Here is a 16,657-nt window from a genome sequence, read left to right as displayed (position 1 = left end):
CGGCACTTATCCGGGAGGAGAACGCCATGTTCCATCGACTTCAATCCATGAGCATCGCCAGGAAACTCGGCGTGCTGACAGTGAGCGCCGTGCTCGGCATCATCGTTCTTGCTGCACTATTCCTGTATTCCGAGCGCAGCCTGATCCTCGACGAGCGCAAGGCGAGCGTCCGCCAGTCGGTCGAAACCGCGTACGGGCTCCTCGCGCACTACGAACAGTTGGCGGCCAAGGGCGTGCTGGGCCAGGACGAGGCGAAGAAGCAGGCGATGAATGCGGTCAAGTCGCTGCGCTACGGCGGCAACGAATATTTCTGGATCAACGACATGCACCCGAAGATGGTGATGCATCCGATCAAGCCCGAGCTGGACGGCAAGGACCTGTCGGAAAACAAGGACCCAACCGGCAAACGGCTGTTTGTCGAGTTCGTGGATACGGTCAAGGCGGGTAGTGCGGGCTTCGTGTTCTACCTGTGGCCGATGCCCGGCAAGGAAGAGCCGGTGCAGAAAGTCTCGTATGTGAAAGGGTTCGCCCCATGGGGCTGGGTGATCGGGTCCGGTGTGTATGTGGACACCGTGGACGCAGCCGTCATCGAGCGCGTGCAGAAATTCTCGGTCGGCACGGTGGTCCTGGCGACATTGCTGGCCGCGATCTGCCTGCTGATTTCGCGCGGCCTGTTGCGACAGTTGGGCGGCGAACCGGAATATGCGGTGGAAGTTACGCGCCGTATCGAGCAGGGCGACCTGACGGTCGATATCACCCTCAAGGAAGGTGACCACAATAGCCTGCTGCATGCGATCAAGGGCATGCGTGACAGCATCGCCTCCATCGTCGCCCAGGTCCGTACCGGCACCGACACCATTGCCAACGCATCGAGCGAGATTGCTGCCGGCAACCATGACCTGTCCGCACGCACCGACCAGCAGGCCAGCTCTCTGGAAGAAACGGCCTCGTCGATGGAAGAATTGACCTCGACGGTGAAACAGAACGCGGACAACGCGGCGCAGGCCAACGGTATGGCGCGTTCGGCGGCGGAGATCGCGCTGAAGGGCGGCATGGTGGTATCGCAGGTCGTCGACACCATGTCCTCGATCAACGAGTCGTCGAAGAAGATCGTGGACATCATTGCCGTGATCGACGGTATCGCATTCCAGACCAACATCCTTGCATTGAATGCGGCTGTCGAAGCAGCACGGGCAGGCGAGCAGGGCCGCGGCTTCGCCGTGGTGGCGGCCGAAGTGCGCAACCTCGCGCAGCGTTCGGCCACCGCAGCCAAGGAAATCAAGGGTCTCATCGGCGACTCGGTGGAGAAGGTCAATGCCGGCACGCGCTATGTGAACGACGCCGGCGACACGATGCAGGAGATCGTCGATAGCGTGAAGCGCGTCACCGACATCATGGGCGAGATCACCTCGGCCAGCCGCGAGCAGAGCGCCGGCATCGAGCAGGTGGGCCTGGCGATCAACCAGATGGACGAGGCGACCCAGCAGAACGCGGCGCTGGTGGAGCAGGCCGCCGCCGCCGCCGCTTCGCTGCAGGACCAGGCGCATTCATTGAAAGAGATCGTGCGCCTGTTCAGGATCGACGTGTCGGACGATATGGCTGCGGCAGGACAGGAGTCGGCGTTGCCGGGACTTGCCGCACCTGCCGGCCGCACCGGCCTTGCACCGGCCTCGTCCGGCCGGGTGGTCAGCTTGGGAAGCTGGAGAGCGGCATGAGTGCCTGACGCAGGCGATGCGCAAAAGAAAAAGGGCTGCAGCGATGCAGCCCTTTTTGAATTTTGGCTCCCCGACCTGGACTCGGACCAGGGACCTGCGGATTAACAGTCGTAAATATTTTTTAAATTTCTTTAATAATCAGTTGCTTACAACGCTTGCCACGTTTTGTTTTCGATGCCGCCCAAGGGCGTCAAAGGGTGATTCCTCTACGTCACGTCACAATGACGGCACAGTGCATTTTTTGATTATACGGCTGGCTTGATCGGCGCGAGCGCTTCGACCTTCTTCAGCAATAAATCAGCGGCAGCAATCAGTTCGGCGAGCAATTGATCATCGACTTCAAGATGTCCTTCATACTCGGCAAGGTTTCGCCGTTGATGGCATTGCGCCAGTACACGCCAGATTTCAGGCTTCACTTCCAGCGTGTGTTGCAGGCATTGGAAAACGATATAGCGATTATCCGAGCGGTAGCCATGCCACCGCAGTGCGGCCAACGCCAACGCATGGGATGCGTTGTAAGCCAGATCGAATCGGCTTTCGATGGCAAGGCCAGCATTGCGAGCATCGGTCAGCCGCGCCTTTGCGGAACGCAGCAAACCGTTGAATTCGCCCTGGCTTGGTGGCTCGGCTTTCAGACTGCCGGTCTTGACCAGATTGTCAAGGTTGGGGGAGGTCATCCGCAGAGCCTATCAGAAAAATCTTGGGTTGTTTCAGCACACGTGACACGAAAGCATTATCGTCGGCCAGCTTGCGCTGCAATTCCTGCATTGAATAAATCGAGGGATTCACGGGGCGTCCAAGTTGGGCTTCGCTCGGGCTTAGTGAGCCGTACACATCAGCATATGCCAGCTCTTTACCGATGATCAGCACGTCAATATCGCTGTGTATGGTATCGCTGCCTTTGGCGATGGAACCGTAAATGAATGCCACCTGAATCCTATCGGCGAGAGGCAATAAAGCCAGGCGCAGGATATCGGCCAAGCCCACTGTTTTGAGCATGATGACGCGCAGTTCATCGAAGATCGGCGCATCACGATTGGCCTGATAGTGCTTTTGATTTCCGATTTTTGTGACGGACACCAGTCCTGAAGCGGACAGTTTTTCCAGCTCGCGTTGTACGACGCCGATTCCTGAATCGACGAAGCGAACGATTTCATTCGTGTAAAAACTGCGGTCTACGTTGACGAACAGAAGTCCGAGTACACGTTGTTGTACTTTGGAGAAAAGTGCGTCAGCTAGTCCAATAGAATTAATACCCATAAAAGGTATGATAATTCCCTTTTAGGGTATTATCAAGCGTTCTATTGTTTTAGCATTGTCAATTAGAAATAGATGACTGGTATGAAATTTTGCTCTTAATTAGTTATTTAGACGGAGAGCAGACATTTAATTTCGCAGGTGTTTGACTCAACTCGGTCAATAGCGATCCAGCGTATTACAATGACGCAAAGTTGAACGTCATCAAACTCACGTGGGAGCAAGTGGATTTGCCGCGTAGCACGGCGTGGATTCCGGGCGACAAGGCGAAGGGCAAGGAAGATATCCACGTGTCGCTCAGTCAGTTGTCGGTCGAGTTGTTGCAACGCCAGTTAGGCAAGCACAAGGATTACGTGTTTACCTATGCCGGGAAACCGATCCACCAGGTCAATAACAAGGCTTGGTGTAGCGCGTTAAAACGGGCGGGAATCGAGAATTTCCGCTGGCACGATCTTGCGGCATACTGGGCAAGCTGGCTGGTCCAAAATGGCACGCCGATGTACGACTTGCAGGAAATGGGCGGTTGGAAATCGGTGGAAATGGTGCGGCGGTATGCGCATCTGGCTCCGGCGCACATGGCAAAACATGCCGAGGTGGTGGGCAATCTGCTTAATGTGGCAAATGAGGTGGCCAATGAGGTCACAAATACGACACAGGACCAGAAATGAAAAAGGCTTACGATTTCTCGTAAGCCTTTGAATTCTTTGGCTCCCCGACCTGGACTCGAACCAGGGACCTGCGGATTAACAGTCCGTCGCTCTACCGGCTGAGCTATCGGGGAAGAGAGGCGAGATTGTAGTAGCGCACCGCCAAAAAGTCTAGTGCCCTCGCACAATGAATGCGGGCTCCTTGGTTTCGGCACCAATCCCGCTTTCAGTGTAGACCGGCACCGCCGAAAAGCGAGCCGCGATTGGCCCGCACGGAGTTCCATTTCCTGTCAGCCATAGGGGACGTGGCTGCTTTCCACGATGATTTCCACCGGGCTCAGGTAGCCTTCCACCGGATTGACGGCGCGGCGGCGCACGCCGGTCTGGTGCTGGCTGACCAGTTCCGGCGCGATGCGCTCAAGCAGGTCGGATGGCATCGATTCCGCGCATGCGGCCACCACCAGTGCCGTCTCCGGCGCAATCCGGCTTTTTGTCGCAGCTTCTTCTGCTGCCGCAGCGAAGCGTTCTCGTGCGATCTCCATCAGGGCGGCGCGCATGCGGGCCGATGAAGGATTCATGTCCGCAGCCTCGCAAAGACTTGCATGGTCGATGACAGAGATCGGGGCGACACCCGTGCCGGGCCGGGCGAGCCGGAAAGGATCGAAGCCGGCTTTGAGAAGGAAGCCAAGGAAACGCTCGTGGAATGCGCTGTGCTCGACACCGTCCAGCGCGAGCGCATGGAAGGATGGTCCTGCACCTTCGTTGTATGCCTGTGCGCCATCCTGCGCCAGGGCTTCCAACCGTGCCCAGTCGAAATGTGCGGGATCCTTTTCCCAGGCTTCCTGCTGGTCAGTGAATTCGCCGATGAGGCGATTGATGTCGTGCGTGGTGGTTCGGCCCATGCGCAGCCTCCAAACCGGGTTTGTCGCCGGATCGCGGGAATCGTTCACGCCGCTGGCGAATCGCCGGGGCGGGCTCCCTGCAAGTCGTACGGCACGACGCGCTCCTGTTCGTTCGCGTCATCGCGGGCGACAACGGCGCGCGCCGGTTCTGTTTCGCTCAGGTTGATGGCTTCGTGCGGGACGCCTGGCGGAATGAACAGGAAATCGCCGGCGACGGACACCACGGATTGTTCCAATGCCTTGCCGTACCGCGTCTCCACCCGGCCCTCGAGTACGTATATCGCGGTTTCGTATCCCTCATGCACGTGTGGAGCGGCACGCGCCCCGGGTGGAATCACCACGAGATGCATCGACAGCCCGCGTGCTCCTGCGGTTTCTTCGGATACGCCGATGAAATAGGGTAGGCGCTGACGTGTCAGGATTTCCTTGTCCGGCCTTACGGCAGTGACGCGCTGCTCTGTTGTCTGTTCGCGCATGAAGATTCCTTGGGTAGAGTAAAACCGGTCGCTGCACCAGTATAAGTCTGTATCGAAGGTGAGGATTTTTCTGACCGTGAAAGCGGCGGGCGGTGCAGCGGTCTTAACTTGCGTCAACGAATCCGTAATCGGTCATTCTTGCCACTCGGAAATCCCATATCCATGTCTTGAGACCAACATTGGCTGTCCATACAATTAGTCGCGTAGTTGTATCTTCAACAGTTGGCGGCAAGGAGCGGGAATTGAAAAAAGGAGCAGGCCTCTTCAGGGCTGGCGTGAGTTGCGTGGTGATGGCGCTGGTCGCCGGATGCGCGTCGAGCAAAACGGAAAACGGAACGGTAAAGCGCGCCGGCGGCGAGCGTCAACTGAATCTCGTATGGGCAGGCAAACCGTACAAGGACCTGCTCGAAACCTATGGCGAGCCGAGCAGCGTCATGGAATACCCGAACTCGCGCAACACCACTGTCGTGGTCTATCGCGACCATGCAAAGCTTCCCGCAAGCTGCGCGCATGCCTTCACCATCAATCACGCGGGCGTTCCCACCGTAGTCAATTACTTCTGCCGCTGAGGCAAGGGGCGGGCGCGCCGCTCGTCTGCCAAGGTGTACTGCATGTGCTACTATCGACCGGCCCGTTTACCCGGGCCTTCATGCATATTCAGGACGCCATGCTCGAGCTGTACAGCGACTCTTCCATCGATATTTTCCTCGACTCAGACACTCGGATCCTTCATGCCTGCTGGAAGGGTTACCAGAGCATGAATACCGGCACGCATGGATGCGAGCATCTCCTGGACATGATGGTCAGGCACGAGGCGTTCCGCATCCTTAACGACAATACCGAGGTGCGCGGCTTGTGGATGGGCGCGGCGGAATGGGCGGCGAAGGAGTGGTTTCCTCGCATGAAGGAACTGGGCATGCAGCGTTTTGCCTGGGTCTACAGCCCGGCGAAGTTTTCTCAGATATCGGCCGACACCGCCATGGCCCTGATCGACCCCGATGCACTCGGCGTGAAGGTATTCCACGAGAAGGCGGAAGCACTCGCCTGGCTGGTCCAGCCTGCCTGACACCGTCGAACCGCCCCTTCCGGACACACTCTAACTTCATCGAACGAGTTTCCGGAGGCATCATGAAATCCCGACTTCTTGCGCTGCTGGCGCTGGCTTGCCTTGCCGGCTGCGCGTCCGCGCCCAACGGGCACGACGCTACGGCAGCAAACGATCCCAACAGCGTGCACAACGACCCGACCTACCCGGGCGCGGGTGTCCGCATCGGCATCGGCGCCGGCTCATGGGGCGGGCGCAGTGGCGGCGGCGTCGGCATTGGACTGGGCTGGTGACGGATCATGCGGCAGTTTGTGGTCTCCGTGGCCGTTGCGGCGTGCGTTAGCGCTGCATGATTACCGCGCATGGCAGCAGTCGATTGCAGTCCTGTCAATCTTCACTGTCAACATGGCCACGAAACGAGCCGGAATCGTCCTTTTTCGCCGCTTGGGTTGAACCGCGGAAACGATTTGAGGTCTAGGACGGTCTCCGCAGTGAAGAAGGTAGACCATGCCCCCACGCCCCGCCCAAGAGCGCCTTGCCATTCTTGTACTGATCGTTGTCTCGGTTGTCGCCGCATGCGACCGCAGGCAAGACGATGGAGCCAAGGCGAAAACTGCGACGCCTCGACCGGGAGGTACGTTGCCCCCGGTGGTGCCGGCACTTGGCATCCGTGGCTGACAGGATGGAATGAGCGCAGCTGTTGTTTTTGCGGCTGCGCAATTGCGATTGTGCTTGGTGTCACATTCCTGTAAGGACCTGCTTCCTATAATTTCTGTAACTGGAAGTTTCCAGTGATCGGAGGAGGCGACATGGGAAGGTCATTGCACAACAGGATACGTTTGAAGGGAAGCCGTCTTGCGCTTCTGAATACCGACAGGCTGCGCTCGGTGGCGGTGAAAGCATCGGCATCGATCGGACTGCTCATCCTCGCAGTCAAGTCGTTCAAGTAAGGTTCTCGTTGCCCGCTACGGTGAAGTGAACGGTGTGCCGCTTCCACATGCAAGGTGGAAGCGGATCGGCTATTCCTTCGCCGGCGGTGCAACCGTCTTCGCTTTCTGCGGCGCCTTCACTGGTTTTGGCGCGCATACCACCTTCAGCAGCAGTTCCTCGATCGAGTCGGGGACGACATCGGCGAGTTCTCCCTTCTTCCGCGCCGTGCCTACCACCATGCCGAATCCGAACCGCTCCGAGTAATAGGCGATATCCGTCGTACCCGTGCGTCCTCCCTTGCAATCGACGAGCATCCGGTCACGGGTGGACAGATAGGGCTTCTCCTTGTCGATGTATCCCGGCGCAGGCAACTCATGGTGGGTCCACACCGACAGCATTCCGTTGTCGGCCTTCCTGACTTCCTGGTGGATGAATACAGCCGACTCATGGGTCTTCCCGAGGCCGCGCCAGTTCGGCGCCATTTCCCGCTGGCCCCGCTCGTAGAGGGAATCGAGGGGCTTGTCTCCGTTTGCCTGGGCGAAGGATGGCGATGCAGTCATCGTCATCGCTGCGGCGATGCATGTCGCCAGGAACCTGTTCATTGCGCTCACTCCCCGATGTTATTGTTTTCCGTCAACCCTGGAATAGTAGCGGCTTCACGGAGACATTTCTATTGCTTTACGGAGAAGGTGCGATGCAAGTGCGCGGAGAGCGCGATGCGGATTGCCGCTGGAGAGAGGAGCGGGAATACCGGCGGCGCGCAAATTATTCCATTGCGCTTCCGGGATGTTGTAGTATTCGATATCCCCAAGCCCTACAAGGGTCTTTCACAAGCCGGCCACGAGCCGGTTTTTTATCGGCTATTCGAAACGCTTCATCGAAGGGTTTCTCCCGAGCCAGGGGCGTGACGGCAGGCAGAGTTCGCCCGACTCCGCGGCATCATCCGCATCGAGGTACATGCTTGCCCAGATGTTGATGCACCGCGAAATGTCTTCCCGGCTCAACTTGCCCTGCGGCGGTTCTCGCTTGGCGGACGCACCGCGCTGACGGACTACCACATTGAGGTTGAACGCATCTTTGCTGGCGGGCGGCACACGCTTGGTCAATGGCCGCGAATGTGATTTATCCATGATCGCCTCACAGGTCACTGCATCGCACAATTTTCAGTATAAATCTCGATCTCCGGCTCGTATCGCGCGACGTCCTGTTTTAGAGTTTTTCTTCTGTCCGTGTCGATAATTCGACACACACTTTCCAGTAGTCACGTTCATTTCTCTTCGCTCGCGAAATCGTCTTAGCCATGCCAATGCAGGTCGTTCCGTGCGGCACTTCATGCGCACTGTTTCGAGCCTTGGTAACAGTGTGTTGCAGGCGATGCGCAAATGCACTCGCCTTAATAGTTCTCAAAAAGCGATTTTCCGAAGCAATAGATGATGAGCTTCAGCCGGGAAAGCAACAAATATTGCGCCGCCTCTCCGGCATGCATATCAGTGTATTGGAATGGTGGCGCACCGATCAGGTTCCAGCCGGCAGAGAGAAATCAACACGGATCCTCGATCTCATCCGGGGAAACGTCAATGCGACAAACATGAAAGGTTCGGGATGGAAAAGCTCATCGATAAAGATAAAAAAGAGGCGGTGCAGAAGCTCTCGGGAAGGCACCGCGATAACGCCAGCGCCGGGGAGCGTGACATGGAGCGGCAAGGCTTCAATATCAAGCCGCTTTGCGCCGCGCTCATCGCCGCCGCAGTCCTGACGGCATGCGGGGGAGGCGGCGGCGGTTCGTCGCCTGCGGTTCAGCCGGATACCTCGAGCGGCGGCACGCCGTCCACTGGCACGCCGTCTACCGGTACCCCATCGACCGGCACACCGTCGACTGGAACACCGTCGACTGGAACACCGTCGACTGGAACAACGCCAACTGCACCCGGTGCCGTAGCCGGCGCGACAACCATGAGTTGCGCCGATGGTGCGGGATTCCAGTGTAGCGGCGGCGGCATCATCCGGACGGACAACGGCATTGGTTTGTCGAGCTCCGGCGTACAAGTGTATGGCAAGTCAACCAGCGACCTTGCTGCAAACAACACGATGAAGACGAGTGCATCGGGCTTCGCGCTCGAGGACGGCAACGGCGTGGCCGAAGTGCGCGTCGCCAAGAATGCGGCTGGAAACCTGACGACGGCGGCCCTGCTGTTGAGCAACCTCGGCCTCTCGTGGGATGGCCGCACCGAGCGTCCGCCAATCATCGAAACTTTCCGCACGGTGATGAGTCGCACGCAACTGAATTCAGCCGGCGCACTCGCTTTCGGCACATTACCCGATCCATCCGACCTGACTTTCTACGACTTCGCCACGCGCGGAACCAGCGGCACGCAGGCGAACTATGCCAACAACGCTTATTTCCCGCGTACGGGCAATCCATCGCGTTGCCCGGCGGATGTCACGCCATGCCCGACCGTCGAATCGACGGGGCTGCAGAACCAGGCTGGCGATTGGCGCACCGGTGGAACGATCCCCGACTGGGCAAGCGTAGCCAGGTTGCATGAGGATGGCGACATCCATGCTGGCAATGGTATTCCCGGCCCGGGCGGCACGGTGACGATCCTTTCCGGTGGTACCGGTGTGGGTGTGCCGTTCCCGGGTTCGAAGGGGTATCGCAACTTCTCGAACTGGGGCCTGCAGTATGCCAACCTGGGCACTTGGGTATCGCAGGACACTGTCCTGATCGAAGAGTGGGCCAATGTCGGCAACGAGCACAACAAGAACCGCCGCGGCATCGTTGCCTTCGGCGATGTCACGGTGCCGACGGCTGTCCCCACAACCGGTACGGCAACCTATTCCGGCATTGCGTATGGCTGGTATGGCAGCGGCACATTGACGGAGCCGCCGGTGTTCCGCGGCACGGCAACCGTGACCGTGAACTTCGCCACGCGCGAGGCCGTTATCACCGTGCAGAACACGTCAACATTTGACGCGGCAGGAACACCGGTCCCGGCAACGTTCACCACAACGACCGCGCTTGGCGCCGCCAGCGCCAATGTCGCCAACTACCTGACAGGAACGGTAACCAACGGCACACTGAGCGGTGGTGTCGGCGGCCGGTTGTTCGGTCCGGTTGTCGCGACGGGGTCCAGCGGTGCCGGCCCTGCCGAAATCGCCGGTGCCTTCCGCATGTCCGCAGCCAGCGGCGCAGCAATCATCGGCGGCTTCATCGGCCGCAAGCAGTAGCACCTTGCCCGGAGTTGCCACGGCCGATCAGCGGCCGTGGCATACCGATGCCCGGGTCTATTTCTTCACACAGCTGAGGAATACGTAGCTGCTCGTCAGCAGCGCAATCACGATGCAGGAAAACGCAAAACCGATGCCGGCACTCACGCAAAACAGCGTGGCATAGAGATGGTTCGCGCTTTCGACTGCGGTGGCGGCCATGAGGCCGGATAGCAGGCGCATGATCTGGAACATGCAGATTGCAATGCCAATCCATTTCCAGAGATAAAAGGGAAGGATGTCGCGTTGCGAACGGTTATGCCGGTAGTTCGCCATGCGTTGTTCGAGCGTCCCTTTCCCGGCGTCGCGGAAGCGCCAGAATGGAATCGCCAGGCGCCAGATGTATTGCAGCTTGAAGGCCATTTTTTGCCATAGTGACCGATCGTTGCATTCCATTCGTCGGTACCTCCTCCTGCTTAGTCACGCCGAGATGACACGCGTTCACTATTGTAGCCGTGAAACCAGAGGGGAGGAGCATGCCCTTCAGCGGGCATTGTCGATATCCTCGAGCTGCAGAAGGACGTTGATGCACGCACCGGCTACGAGTCCGGCCGTGATGAGTCCTGCGAGCGAGATCACTGCATACAGCATGGAAGTCTCCTGGATGTGGTGTTGTTTTTCCTGATTACAGCATCCGTGGGAGGGCAGGGAATTGCGTCTCGTCATCTGCATGGCATGCAGCCGATGCGCGCGCTCAAATGACTATCAGGTCTTCCGGAAGAGCTTGCGCGAGTACCGGTCCAGCATCATGCGCAGCTTGTGGGCAGCACGCTGGAGCGACATTTCATAACGCAGGTAATAGTAGGCAAAGGAATGCCGGCGATGAGAGCGCCGCGAAGAATGGCTGCGGATCGGGCCGTGCGTGACGTTGCATTCCCTGAATTCGGGTTCGCCGATGTTGCGTGCCGATGCTTCATTGCGGAATATCCAGTCATCATGCTCGCGGCGCTTTGCCGGATCGGACAGCACGGCATAGGCTGTGTTGATGATCTGGATGATGCGGATAGCCTCGGCACTATTTCCGTGACGGTCAGGATGATATTTCTGCGACAGTGTCTTGTAGGCGGCGCGGATCACTTCAGGTGGAGCATCGCGGGCGACCTTCAGGTTGTCGTAATGCGTGTGGATCCGTGCCATGGCGGCAGCTCGAAAAGAAGTTTTCTTATTGATGGATTCGGCGCGCGGCGCAACGTTCACGCAGCAGAGCCTTGTGCCATGGTAGACGCTTGGGAATGCATCTCATTGCACTTTATCAAGAGGGAACGCTGTTGCCTGGATGCGCTGGTTCAGCGGCAAAAATAATCCGTGACCGTTACCTCGTCATCCGAGCCGGGACGGATGACGGTAAAGGCATCGATGCAATTGGATACTTTGTCCGTGGCGCCATAGACGATGACATCGGTTCGGATGGGGCGGTAGCCCGGCACAGTCATCACCATGCGCGGCGTGCCGAAAGCATCCAGAAGGGACTGATAAGGACGCCCGCGCCAGGCGGCGCGCAATGCGGATTCGCGTTTGACCCGCAAGCCGGATTCGCCCCATTGGCGCCCTTGTCCTTCGCTGGGCATCGTCATGCATCCGTGCAGGAAAGGCGCAAGGCCGAGAAGCAGCACATATCTTCTGCCCCCGTGTGGCCAATCTTTCATAAGCCCTTCCTTGAAATGAAAACGCATCCGAAGCCAAGGCCCGGATGTCCGTTAGCATGCAGGGCGATCGCATTGCAAGGATGACCGATGGGACTTGCATGCGCAGTTCGCCACAAGACCATTATGCTGGCATGGGTAAAAAATGACATTATCCCAAGTCAACGAAATCTTGTTCCGATGACAGCGGGACATATGGGCCAAGTCAGAGTTGACCGGACTGGATGATCGATGTGCCAGCGCGGCGAGCGACGTCAATCGCGTCTTCGTAACTGGCGCAGGGATGATCGCCAGCGCGCTGCTTTTCGAGGACGCAGCGGAAATCCTGCTGTTCGTCATCGAAGCGCAGGATGGTGATGAAAGGATCCCACTCCCCCTTGGGGAGTTCATGCGCGATGAGATGAAGCTGGTATTTGCCGATAGTCTCGATCTGCATTGCCTTTCCTTTTTCTTCATCCTATCAAGGGAGCTTGTGGGGCGCTTGACGGGGATCAGGCCGGTTGAAGTGCGAGGGAAAAGGGGCAGGCTTGCCGGTCCGGAACAAAGTGTCCGGGAAAAGGTCTAGGGAGTTCGGATCTTTTTTCGCGGAAACAAAAGCATGTCAACGCAACTACCTTCAGGCGAACTCGCCGCATTGCGCAAACTTGAGCAGGCTGTGCGGGCCTGCGGCCTTCCGACCATGATGGTGTCGGGCCAGATGCAACTCGACATGCTTGCAGAGGCGCTGCGGGAGGTATTGCAAGCGCGCAGCGATGCGCAGGAAGCCGGAACGGAAGTTGCGGTTTAATCCCCGCTGTTCCACCAAGCGCCCATGAGGCCGCTGAGATAGGTTGCTCCGCCAATGGTAAGGGCAACGGTGGCAGCGATCGGCGACTCTGCGAAGGCTGCAAAGACTCCGGCAACAAATACGACTGCGCCGAGCAACTGTACCAGCTTGTATTCCAGGTCGGCGTTGCCGGCCTCTTCATGCAAACTGTTCTGGTGCATATGGGCAGTGACCGGATAACCGCATTCAGAACAGGCCTCTGCTTGCGCAGGCAGGCGTGACTGACATTCGGAACAGTGAACCGTCGGGGTGTTCTTTTTTCTCCGCATGATGTTGAAATCGGCGTGCATTGAGTCGGTTTTCAAATGTGCATTTAATCACCGCCCACTCTTGGCGTCCTAGCCATATATATGGGAGAGCAGCCGCTTTTTCGCTCTTTTTGCCCGATTTTGGCGCGGCATGTATTTTGCTCCAGGCAACATTGCATATTCCCGAGAGTCAGGTGCCTGCCGGGATTCGTAAAGCGGATGCAACAGCGGTGAGGCAGCGGGAAATCAAAGGGAATGCCTGCGGTTCATTGTCGCGTCATAAAGCGCGTTCACACTGTGCATGAGTCAACGTGCATCATTCATGAGAGGTTCAACATGAACACACTGGTTACCGAGGAAATGCTTGATGCGGCCTTGAAAAAGGCCGTGGAAGCCGGGCTTCTTCCTCGCAATGCATGCCGGGAAGACAGGCAGGAATATCAGGAACTGGTGCGCTATGTGGTCCAGGCTGCGCTCGAGGTTGCCCCATCATCGGCCAGGATGAACCGGCAAGGTGCGCAGCCGGCGAGAAACGCAATCCGCGAGCGTCTCGCCGAGGTGCGCGACATGACGCACTGGCTGCATGGATATGCAGGGAACCAGGGGGCGCGTTAGAGGTACCTGGCGTAATACAGCGCCGGATACGACATGGCGCGCCAGTACTCCATCGCCGCATTGACGAGGTATGCGTTGAATGTCACTGCTGCGTTCAGGCTGTCCTTGTAGTTTTGCATTGCAATCTCCTCCCTCATTGAGTGAGAAATGTAACAGGCAGTTACTCCGTACGGCTTGAGCGTTGTCAAGCAGAATGCGGATGATTGCGGGGAAGGCGGTGCCTCACTGCCGCTCGGGCAAACTGGAATGCACGTCAGCGCGCATGCGCGGCAGGTGCCCGGGAAACTCCTTCTGGATGAAATCGACCAGGCCTTCACGGATACGGCAGCGCAGATCCCATGCCCGCCCGGCATCGCCTGCACTGACCAGCACGCGGACATGCATTGCGCGCTCGTTCGTATCGACCACTTGCGTCAGGCAGAGCCGGCCGTCCCATTCCGGCGCATCGCGGCAGATGCGTTCCGCCTCCGCGCGCAACGGCGGGACGGGCATGCTGTAATCCACCCAGATGCTGACCGTCCCGAGAATCTCCGAGCTCATCCTGGTCCAGTTCTGGAACGGATTCTCGATGAACCATTGCAGGGGCACCACCATGCGACGCTGATCCCATATCCGCACTACGACATAGGTGCCGGTGATTTCCTCGACATGCCCCCATTCGTTCTGGACGATGACAACGTCCTGCAGCCGTATCGGTTGTGTCAGGGCGATCTGCATGCCCGCCAGGAGGTTGCCAAGCACCGGTTTTGCCGCGAAGCCAACGACCAGGCCGGCGACGCCCGCAGAGGCCAGCAGGCTGGTGCCAACCTGGCGCAAGCCGGGCAAGGTCATCAGCGCCGATCCGCCTCCGACCAGAACGATAAGCACGATCATGCTGCGTGCCAGGACTTTGGTCTGCGTCTGGATGCGCCGCGCCTGAAGGTTGTCCGGTGCGTCTGCAGGATTCATCTCCACGATCGTCATCGCCACCGCCTTCACGCATCGCACACCGAGCCAGGTCAATGCGGTGATCAGGATCAGCGTATTCGCATGCCGCGCGAGGTCGAGGCCCGGCAGGGATTGTGGTGCATTGCGCAGGATGACCTGCGACGAGAGAAAGAAGACCACGACGCCGCCGGCGCGGTGTCCATAGTCCACCAGCTTCCTGGAAAACGGCAGTGCCGCCGTTACGCGCGCGAGGAAGCTGGTGCCCACGCGATGGAAGAGCATCACGGCAAACAGCGCCACCAGCAACTGCACGATGATGCCAGCCCAGGGAATGCGATGCAGGAGGAAAGCCCATGGCATGACCGCATAGGACAAGGTCTCGAGCCAGTCGGGCATGCGCTCTGTCATGCGATGGGGAGATGCAGGGATTTCGGAAAGGCGGAGGGCAGGCCATCGCGCCCTCGCCGTGGCTTATGCGCGCACGCCTTCGGCAGGTGTGCGCCGGACAGGTTTTGCAACGGGGTTGTGGTCGGGAACCGGATCATCGCCGGGAGAGGGGAGTTTTTCCGGCACAGGGTCGTCAGCTGGTACAGGTTCCGGCGGGACCTGGTGCTCATCGTGTATTGACATCTCTCGCTCCAGTTGATGGTGTGATCGTACGCCGTGCGCGATCTGCCTTCTTGAGCAATGTCATGCATGCGCAGGCACGCAGCCCGGGCATCACGGTATCAGGAGCAAGGGCGCAACGACGGACGGAACCGCAGCTGCGCCGGTCTGCAGGATCGACATTGCCGTCTGCATGGACGCGGACGGCAATGAATGCAGGTTGTCTGTGCAGCTGTTCAGGCGGCTGTATTGACCGCGTTGGATGCGCCGGCCTTGGGCTTGAACTGCTTGTCGCTGATGCGGAACTTGGTGCGACGATCGCCCATCAGGTGACGCAGGTCGCGAATGCTCAGTTGCGATACTTCGTGCATGCGGATCAGAAGCGACGCGCCAACCGGAAGGCGGCGATGGCGAATCTTGCTGATCAGCGGCGGAGCGACCTCAAGCGCACGCGAGAGAGCAGCATCGTTTTTCAGATTCAGCTTTTCAATCAGCGACTCCAGCAGGTTGTTGGGGTCGTATTGATACAGCTCTTGGGCGTTTGACTCTTTAGTTTCGTTCATCTGGCTTTTCCCCGTTTCTGGTTCAATCTGGATCTTATTCTGACCAATCGTGCGGATGCATTTTTGATAATTGTCAGAGATGCTTATTTCTCTGCCGTCAGCCGTGATAGTGTGCGCTTGCGTTTGATCCAATTGGGCTGATGTACGCGACGCATATCAAACAAATACTCTGCACGCAGGTCATGTACGCGTGACACGCGATGCGATGTCACACGAAATAGGCTGCGCCAAGCACCAGCGGCGATCCGCTCACGCCGGCGACGACGAGACGCCTTGCGACGCTGTGGATCTGGTCTTCGAATGCGCGATACGTCTCCATGAAGTCCATCTGGCCGCCTTTCATGCGGCGCAAATGCGCAAGCGCGTTTTTGGATACCAGGCACTCGCGGTCGGCGAAGCCGACTTCAACAGTGAAGGTCACGCCTTCCTCTGCAACGCGCGGTTCTGCTGCGGTTCTGATCATGCGGTGTCTCCGATGTTGGAATGAAGGGAAAGAATTGTGCTTGTGTTCTCGATGGTAATGAGTCAACCCTGCAAGGTGTTGAGAGTTGTCAATTTCGAGAGAGGTCACCATCATGAGTGGTGCCTGTACAGGTTCGCTTCCATCCATGCTTTGCTTCTTCACGCCGGAGGTGCGCAGTTGCACCGGAACCAATACAATGTGCGCATGCGCAGCAACCAAGGAGACTACCGCGATGTATCTGGACCATCCGAAAATCAGTGCTACCAACAGCGGGACAGAGCCTGACCGCATCGAGCGGCTGAACCGTGTTTACGGCTATGCAGTTGCCTTATCCGACGTTGCGGGAGACAAGGAATTCCTCGGCAAGCTTTCGCACCTGCACGACCACAAGGGAACGTTGATCGTGGTCTGGTTTGAAGAACCGAATGAGGCCCAGAAGAACTTCTTTATCTCGGCGTGGAAAAGCAAGGTGGGAGATGAAAGCGCCAATGTCGAGCACGAGATCAAGGCGCCGGGCAACTGAGCTG

The 16,657-nt window shown here is 58.3% G+C and carries 27 protein-coding genes and 1 tRNA gene; 11 read left to right on the top strand and 17 right to left on the bottom strand.

The features are described from left to right. Nucleotides 1–26 precede the first annotated feature (26 nt). Complete coding sequence (locus AC3WOY_RS05715) at nucleotides 27–1,715, top strand: methyl-accepting chemotaxis protein (protein ID WP_492421633.1); 1,689 nt, start codon at nucleotides 27–29, stop codon at nucleotides 1,713–1,715. Between the two features lie 245 nt (nucleotides 1,716–1,960). Here AC3WOY_RS05715 and AC3WOY_RS05710 read toward each other — a convergent pair whose 3' ends face one another. After that, the gene (locus AC3WOY_RS05710; protein WP_492421631.1) at nucleotides 1,961–2,392 is read right to left on the bottom strand and encodes a hypothetical protein; all 432 of its coding nucleotides are present in this window, start codon (nucleotides 2,390–2,392) and stop codon (nucleotides 1,961–1,963) included. Next, nucleotides 2,373–2,975 carry a nucleotidyltransferase domain-containing protein gene (locus AC3WOY_RS05705; protein WP_492421629.1) on the bottom strand — a complete coding sequence of 201 codons (603 nt, stop codon included), beginning with the start codon at nucleotides 2,973–2,975 and terminating at the stop codon, nucleotides 2,373–2,375. The genes AC3WOY_RS05710 and AC3WOY_RS05705 overlap by 20 nt, the downstream gene beginning before the upstream one ends. Before the next feature lie 191 nt (nucleotides 2,976–3,166). On the opposite strand from AC3WOY_RS05705, the gene AC3WOY_RS05700 reads away from it, so the two are divergent. Further along, a complete protein-coding gene (locus AC3WOY_RS05700) occupies nucleotides 3,167–3,640 on the top strand; it encodes a site-specific integrase (RefSeq protein WP_492421627.1) in 474 nt (157 codons plus the stop codon). Nucleotides 3,641–3,677: 37 nt separating this feature from the next. Here the strand turns inward: AC3WOY_RS05700 and AC3WOY_RS05695 are convergent. The 3 genes from AC3WOY_RS05695 to AC3WOY_RS05685 form a co-directional block, all read right to left on the bottom strand. Then, nucleotides 3,678–3,753: transfer RNA gene (locus AC3WOY_RS05695), tRNA-Asn, on the bottom strand. Between the two features lie 156 nt (nucleotides 3,754–3,909). After that, nucleotides 3,910–4,521, bottom strand: a complete 612-nt coding sequence (locus tag AC3WOY_RS05690) for a hypothetical protein (protein ID WP_492421625.1) — start codon at nucleotides 4,519–4,521, stop codon at nucleotides 3,910–3,912. A gap of 44 nt (nucleotides 4,522–4,565) precedes the next feature. Then, a complete protein-coding gene (locus AC3WOY_RS05685) occupies nucleotides 4,566–4,997 on the bottom strand; it encodes a cupin domain-containing protein (protein WP_492421623.1) in 432 nt (143 codons plus the stop codon). Between the two features lie 242 nt (nucleotides 4,998–5,239). Here AC3WOY_RS05685 and AC3WOY_RS05680 point away from each other — a divergent pair, with 242 nt between their 5' ends. The 5 genes from AC3WOY_RS05680 (at nucleotide 5,240) to AC3WOY_RS05660 (ending at nucleotide 6,992) form a co-directional block, all read left to right on the top strand. Then, the gene (locus AC3WOY_RS05680; RefSeq protein ID WP_492421621.1) at nucleotides 5,240–5,566 is read left to right on the top strand and encodes a hypothetical protein; all 327 of its coding nucleotides are present in this window, start codon (nucleotides 5,240–5,242) and stop codon (nucleotides 5,564–5,566) included. An 80-nt stretch (nucleotides 5,567–5,646) separates the two neighbouring features. After that, on the top strand, nucleotides 5,647–6,063 hold the full coding sequence (locus tag AC3WOY_RS05675) for a SpoIIAA family protein (protein WP_492421619.1): 417 nt from the start codon (nucleotides 5,647–5,649) through the stop codon (nucleotides 6,061–6,063). A gap of 62 nt (nucleotides 6,064–6,125) precedes the next feature. Next, complete coding sequence (locus tag AC3WOY_RS05670) at nucleotides 6,126–6,335, top strand: hypothetical protein (RefSeq protein ID WP_492421617.1); 210 nt, start codon at nucleotides 6,126–6,128, stop codon at nucleotides 6,333–6,335. A gap of 214 nt (nucleotides 6,336–6,549) precedes the next feature. After that, nucleotides 6,550–6,720, top strand: a complete 171-nt coding sequence (locus AC3WOY_RS05665) for a hypothetical protein (protein WP_492421615.1) — start codon at nucleotides 6,550–6,552, stop codon at nucleotides 6,718–6,720. Between the two features lie 131 nt (nucleotides 6,721–6,851). Further along, nucleotides 6,852–6,992 carry a hypothetical protein gene (locus AC3WOY_RS05660; RefSeq protein ID WP_492421613.1) on the top strand — a complete coding sequence of 47 codons (141 nt, stop codon included), beginning with the start codon at nucleotides 6,852–6,854 and terminating at the stop codon, nucleotides 6,990–6,992. A 69-nt stretch (nucleotides 6,993–7,061) separates the two neighbouring features. On the opposite strand, the gene AC3WOY_RS05655 is transcribed toward AC3WOY_RS05660, so the two are convergent. Then, nucleotides 7,062–7,574, bottom strand: a complete 513-nt coding sequence (locus AC3WOY_RS05655; RefSeq protein WP_492421611.1) for a surface-adhesin E family protein — start codon at nucleotides 7,572–7,574, stop codon at nucleotides 7,062–7,064. Nucleotides 7,575–7,832: 258 nt separating this feature from the next. Beyond that, nucleotides 7,833–8,102, bottom strand: coding sequence for a hypothetical protein (locus AC3WOY_RS05650; RefSeq protein WP_492421609.1), 270 nt, complete (start codon nucleotides 8,100–8,102; stop codon nucleotides 7,833–7,835). 472 nt (nucleotides 8,103–8,574) lie between these two features. Here AC3WOY_RS05650 and AC3WOY_RS05645 point away from each other — a divergent pair, with 472 nt between their 5' ends. Next, nucleotides 8,575–10,200 (top strand): HupA family protein, encoded by a 1,626-nt coding sequence (locus AC3WOY_RS05645; protein ID WP_492421607.1) that lies wholly within the window; start codon nucleotides 8,575–8,577, stop codon nucleotides 10,198–10,200. Between the two features lie 57 nt (nucleotides 10,201–10,257). Here AC3WOY_RS05645 and AC3WOY_RS05640 read toward each other — a convergent pair whose 3' ends face one another. The 4 genes from AC3WOY_RS05640 to AC3WOY_RS05625 form a co-directional block, all read right to left on the bottom strand. After that, complete coding sequence (locus AC3WOY_RS05640) at nucleotides 10,258–10,635, bottom strand: hypothetical protein (RefSeq protein WP_492421605.1); 378 nt, start codon at nucleotides 10,633–10,635, stop codon at nucleotides 10,258–10,260. A gap of 309 nt (nucleotides 10,636–10,944) precedes the next feature. Next, entirely contained in the window at nucleotides 10,945–11,376 is a 432-nt protein-coding gene (locus tag AC3WOY_RS05635; protein ID WP_492421603.1) for a J domain-containing protein, read from the bottom strand. A gap of 149 nt (nucleotides 11,377–11,525) precedes the next feature. Then, entirely contained in the window at nucleotides 11,526–11,885 is a 360-nt protein-coding gene (locus AC3WOY_RS05630) for a hypothetical protein (protein WP_492421601.1), read from the bottom strand. Between the two features lie 202 nt (nucleotides 11,886–12,087). Continuing rightward, on the bottom strand, nucleotides 12,088–12,318 hold the full coding sequence (locus tag AC3WOY_RS05625; RefSeq protein ID WP_492421599.1) for a hypothetical protein: 231 nt from the start codon (nucleotides 12,316–12,318) through the stop codon (nucleotides 12,088–12,090). A 162-nt stretch (nucleotides 12,319–12,480) separates the two neighbouring features. Here AC3WOY_RS05625 and AC3WOY_RS05620 point away from each other — a divergent pair, with 162 nt between their 5' ends. Further along, nucleotides 12,481–12,669 (top strand): hypothetical protein, encoded by a 189-nt coding sequence (locus AC3WOY_RS05620; protein ID WP_492421597.1) that lies wholly within the window; start codon nucleotides 12,481–12,483, stop codon nucleotides 12,667–12,669. Here the strand turns inward: AC3WOY_RS05620 and AC3WOY_RS05615 are convergent. After that, on the bottom strand, nucleotides 12,666–12,998 hold the full coding sequence (locus AC3WOY_RS05615) for a hypothetical protein (protein WP_492421595.1): 333 nt from the start codon (nucleotides 12,996–12,998) through the stop codon (nucleotides 12,666–12,668). The genes AC3WOY_RS05620 and AC3WOY_RS05615 overlap by 4 nt on opposite strands. 294 nt (nucleotides 12,999–13,292) lie before the next feature. On the opposite strand from AC3WOY_RS05615, the gene AC3WOY_RS05610 reads away from it, so the two are divergent. Continuing rightward, entirely contained in the window at nucleotides 13,293–13,571 is a 279-nt protein-coding gene (locus AC3WOY_RS05610; RefSeq protein WP_492421593.1) for a hypothetical protein, read from the top strand. Here the strand turns inward: AC3WOY_RS05610 and AC3WOY_RS05605 are convergent. The 5 genes from AC3WOY_RS05605 to AC3WOY_RS05585 all read right to left on the bottom strand — a co-directional run bounded on the left by AC3WOY_RS05605 (nucleotide 13,568) and on the right by AC3WOY_RS05585 (nucleotide 16,130). Next, on the bottom strand, nucleotides 13,568–13,690 hold the full coding sequence (locus tag AC3WOY_RS05605; protein WP_492421591.1) for a hypothetical protein: 123 nt from the start codon (nucleotides 13,688–13,690) through the stop codon (nucleotides 13,568–13,570). The two genes, AC3WOY_RS05610 and AC3WOY_RS05605, sit on opposite strands and share 4 nt — an antisense overlap. Nucleotides 13,691–13,793: 103 nt before the next feature. Beyond that, nucleotides 13,794–14,894, bottom strand: a complete 1,101-nt coding sequence (locus AC3WOY_RS05600; protein WP_492421589.1) for a mechanosensitive ion channel family protein — start codon at nucleotides 14,892–14,894, stop codon at nucleotides 13,794–13,796. 75 nt (nucleotides 14,895–14,969) lie between these two features. Further along, the gene (locus AC3WOY_RS05595; protein ID WP_492421587.1) at nucleotides 14,970–15,128 is read right to left on the bottom strand and encodes a hypothetical protein; all 159 of its coding nucleotides are present in this window, start codon (nucleotides 15,126–15,128) and stop codon (nucleotides 14,970–14,972) included. 212 nt (nucleotides 15,129–15,340) lie between these two features. Further along, nucleotides 15,341–15,667, bottom strand: a complete 327-nt coding sequence (locus tag AC3WOY_RS05590; protein WP_492429201.1) for a hypothetical protein — start codon at nucleotides 15,665–15,667, stop codon at nucleotides 15,341–15,343. Between the two features lie 208 nt (nucleotides 15,668–15,875). Then, nucleotides 15,876–16,130: a hypothetical protein gene (locus AC3WOY_RS05585; protein WP_420476277.1), complete on the bottom strand. Its 255-nt coding sequence runs from the start codon at nucleotides 16,128–16,130 to the stop codon at nucleotides 15,876–15,878. Nucleotides 16,131–16,362: 232 nt separating this feature from the next. Between AC3WOY_RS05585 and AC3WOY_RS05580 the strand changes: the two genes are divergently transcribed. Next, nucleotides 16,363–16,653: a hypothetical protein gene (locus tag AC3WOY_RS05580; RefSeq protein ID WP_492421585.1), complete on the top strand. Its 291-nt coding sequence runs from the start codon at nucleotides 16,363–16,365 to the stop codon at nucleotides 16,651–16,653. Nucleotides 16,654–16,657 lie beyond the last annotated feature (4 nt).

This window comes from Noviherbaspirillum sp. FW303-A3 (assembly GCF_058788695.1).
Note: the sequence above shows the minus strand (reverse complement) of the source record. Positions and strands in the feature narration are given on the sequence as shown.

Bases quoted from the DNA above. Each gene is read 5' to 3' on its own strand.
- AC3WOY_RS05650 (WP_492421609.1), bottom strand. From the start codon at position 8,102: ATGGATAAATCACATTCGCGGCCATTGACCAAGCGTGTGCCGCCCGCC.
- AC3WOY_RS05715 (WP_492421633.1), top strand. From the start codon at position 27: ATGTTCCATCGACTTCAATCCATGAGCATCGCCAGGAAACTCGGCGTG.
- AC3WOY_RS05615 (WP_492421595.1), bottom strand. From the start codon at position 12,998: ATGCACGCCGATTTCAACATCATGCGGAGAAAAAAGAACACCCCGACG.
- AC3WOY_RS05605 (WP_492421591.1), bottom strand. From the start codon at position 13,690: ATGCAAAACTACAAGGACAGCCTGAACGCAGCAGTGACATTCAACGCA.
- AC3WOY_RS05625 (WP_492421599.1), bottom strand. From the start codon at position 12,318: ATGCAGATCGAGACTATCGGCAAATACCAGCTTCATCTCATCGCGCAT.
- AC3WOY_RS05670 (WP_492421617.1), top strand. From the start codon at position 6,126: ATGAAATCCCGACTTCTTGCGCTGCTGGCGCTGGCTTGCCTTGCCGGC.
- AC3WOY_RS05655 (WP_492421611.1), bottom strand. From the start codon at position 7,574: ATGAACAGGTTCCTGGCGACATGCATCGCCGCAGCGATGACGATGACT.
- AC3WOY_RS05580 (WP_492421585.1), top strand. From the start codon at position 16,363: ATGTATCTGGACCATCCGAAAATCAGTGCTACCAACAGCGGGACAGAG.
- AC3WOY_RS05610 (WP_492421593.1), top strand. From the start codon at position 13,293: ATGAACACACTGGTTACCGAGGAAATGCTTGATGCGGCCTTGAAAAAG.
- AC3WOY_RS05620 (WP_492421597.1), top strand. From the start codon at position 12,481: ATGTCAACGCAACTACCTTCAGGCGAACTCGCCGCATTGCGCAAACTT.
- AC3WOY_RS05665 (WP_492421615.1), top strand. From the start codon at position 6,550: ATGCCCCCACGCCCCGCCCAAGAGCGCCTTGCCATTCTTGTACTGATC.
- AC3WOY_RS05685 (WP_492421623.1), bottom strand. From the start codon at position 4,997: ATGCGCGAACAGACAACAGAGCAGCGCGTCACTGCCGTAAGGCCGGAC.
- AC3WOY_RS05600 (WP_492421589.1), bottom strand. From the start codon at position 14,894: ATGCCCGACTGGCTCGAGACCTTGTCCTATGCGGTCATGCCATGGGCT.
- AC3WOY_RS05635 (WP_492421603.1), bottom strand. From the start codon at position 11,376: ATGGCACGGATCCACACGCATTACGACAACCTGAAGGTCGCCCGCGAT.
- AC3WOY_RS05595 (WP_492421587.1), bottom strand. From the start codon at position 15,128: ATGTCAATACACGATGAGCACCAGGTCCCGCCGGAACCTGTACCAGCT.
- AC3WOY_RS05630 (WP_492421601.1), bottom strand. From the start codon at position 11,885: ATGAAAGATTGGCCACACGGGGGCAGAAGATATGTGCTGCTTCTCGGC.
- AC3WOY_RS05645 (WP_492421607.1), top strand. From the start codon at position 8,575: ATGGAAAAGCTCATCGATAAAGATAAAAAAGAGGCGGTGCAGAAGCTC.
- AC3WOY_RS05585 (WP_420476277.1), bottom strand. From the start codon at position 16,130: ATGATCAGAACCGCAGCAGAACCGCGCGTTGCAGAGGAAGGCGTGACC.
- AC3WOY_RS05660 (WP_492421613.1), top strand. From the start codon at position 6,852: ATGGGAAGGTCATTGCACAACAGGATACGTTTGAAGGGAAGCCGTCTT.
- AC3WOY_RS05705 (WP_492421629.1), bottom strand. From the start codon at position 2,975: ATGGGTATTAATTCTATTGGACTAGCTGACGCACTTTTCTCCAAAGTA.
- AC3WOY_RS05590 (WP_492429201.1), bottom strand. From the start codon at position 15,667: ATGAACGAAACTAAAGAGTCAAACGCCCAAGAGCTGTATCAATACGAC.
- AC3WOY_RS05710 (WP_492421631.1), bottom strand. From the start codon at position 2,392: ATGACCTCCCCCAACCTTGACAATCTGGTCAAGACCGGCAGTCTGAAA.
- AC3WOY_RS05675 (WP_492421619.1), top strand. From the start codon at position 5,647: ATGCATATTCAGGACGCCATGCTCGAGCTGTACAGCGACTCTTCCATC.
- AC3WOY_RS05690 (WP_492421625.1), bottom strand. From the start codon at position 4,521: ATGGGCCGAACCACCACGCACGACATCAATCGCCTCATCGGCGAATTC.
- AC3WOY_RS05640 (WP_492421605.1), bottom strand. From the start codon at position 10,635: ATGGAATGCAACGATCGGTCACTATGGCAAAAAATGGCCTTCAAGCTG.